At 39.2% G+C, this 1,680-nt stretch carries 1 protein-coding gene; it reads left to right on the top strand.

Annotation, left to right across the window (positions count from 1 at the left end):
* The first annotated feature begins 86 nt into the window (after nt 1-86).
* Entirely contained in the window at nt 87-1,481 is a 1,395-nt protein-coding gene (locus tag CER22_RS30970; RefSeq protein WP_142293621.1) for an IS4 family transposase, read from the top strand.
* Nucleotides 1,482-1,680: the final 199 nt, after the last annotated feature.

Below are 1,680 nucleotides of genomic sequence, written 5' to 3'. Positions count from 1 at the left end.
ATCATAACTGATACTTACGATTTAGAGAGGTGTTTTTTTCGTCTCATTCTAAGGGTTCACTCCATACAGAAAGGATGGCGTTTTTGATGAATCCTATCATTTCCAATGAACTGAATCTTTTCGCACAAGAGCTACAATACTTTTTATCTCCAATAGTCCTACAAGATATCGCCAAACAAGTTGGTTTTGTACAGCGATCTAGTAAGTATCAAGCAAACGAACTCATTGCCCTTTGCGTATGGCTCAGTCAAGAAATCGCTAGCACATCGCTTACACAATTGTGCAGTCAGTTAGAAGCCTCAACTGGGGTACTGATGAGCTCAGAAGGATTGAACCAACGCTTTAATCCAGCAGCTGTCGCATTTCTTCGAGAAGTCTTTACTTCTCTTCTCACACAAAAACTCTGTTCAAATCACTCGCTTTCTGCACACATGATCTCTACTTTCAATCGTATCCGTATTTTAGATGCGACAGTGTTTCAACTGCCTGATCATTTCGCCACTAACTATCAAGGTTCAGGCGGGAGTAGTAATACGGCAGGCGTGAAAATCCAATTGGAATATGATTTACTTAGTGGTCAATTTCTTAACGTGCAGCTTGGACCAGGAAAGAATAATGATAAAACATACGGTACCATCTGCCTTGAAACCGTAGAGGCGGGTGATTTGTGTTTACGTGATCTTGGTTACTTCGATTTAGGAGACTTACAAACTATTCATGATAAAGAGGCTTACTATATCTCGCGGTTGAAGCTGAATACACGCATTTATATCAAGAACCCTGAGCCAGAATACTTCAACAACGGCACGTTAAAAAAGCAAACAGAATACATCCAGCTTGATATGGCACAAATGATGTCGGGTCTAATCCTAGGTGAAACGATAGAAATCCCCGAGGCATACATTGGCCAAAATCAGAAGCTTCCAGCACGTGTCATTTTCCATCGTTTAACCGATGATCAAACGCAAACACGCCTGAAAAACCAAGCGATACGTGAAAAGAAAAAAGGCATCGTCATGAAGGAGAAAAGTAAACGTTTAATGGGTATGAATGTATATATCACGAACACGTCTCTAGAAGGAGTACCAACGAACTACGTGCACTCATTGTATTCACTTCGTTGGCAGATTGAAATTTTGTTTAAAACGTGGAAGTCATTTTTTGAAATTGATGAATGTAAAAATATTAAAAGAGAACGCCTAGAGTGCCATTTATATGGACAACTCATCGGCATTCTCCTCTGTTCTTCTACGATGTTTCAAATGCGACAGTTTCTGCTTGAAAAGACAAAGCAGGAGCTAAGTGAATACAAAGCGATTTATATGATTAAAGATTACTTTCCATTACTGTTTCAAGCGATAGCCGTTGGCACAGAAGAAATTTTAAAAATTCTGCATCGTCTTTATCTGCTGCTCAAAAAGAACGGTCGTAAATGTCATCGGTATAAGAAGATGACCGTCTTTGATATTCTACGACGGTGAAGCATAGACAATCTGCCTAGCGAAAAAATCACGTTTTAATAGGCTTCTTTAGCATGCCTACTTTTCTATCAATTGCTAGTTTTGAAACAAGGATCGTTTCTTATCTAGTAATTTACTTGGTTAGCTTGATGGGCATGGGGTAGCACCACATCGCTATCAAGCTAATAGTTTTAATTACCCCCATAACGAAAATTTTACG

Origin of the sequence: Bacillus sp. K2I17, assembly GCF_002209985.1 — a bacterium.
Taxonomy (GTDB): domain Bacteria; phylum Bacillota; class Bacilli; order Bacillales; family Bacillaceae_G; genus Bacillus_A; species Bacillus_A wiedmannii.
Note: the sequence above shows the minus strand (reverse complement) of the source record. Positions and strands in the feature narration are given on the sequence as shown.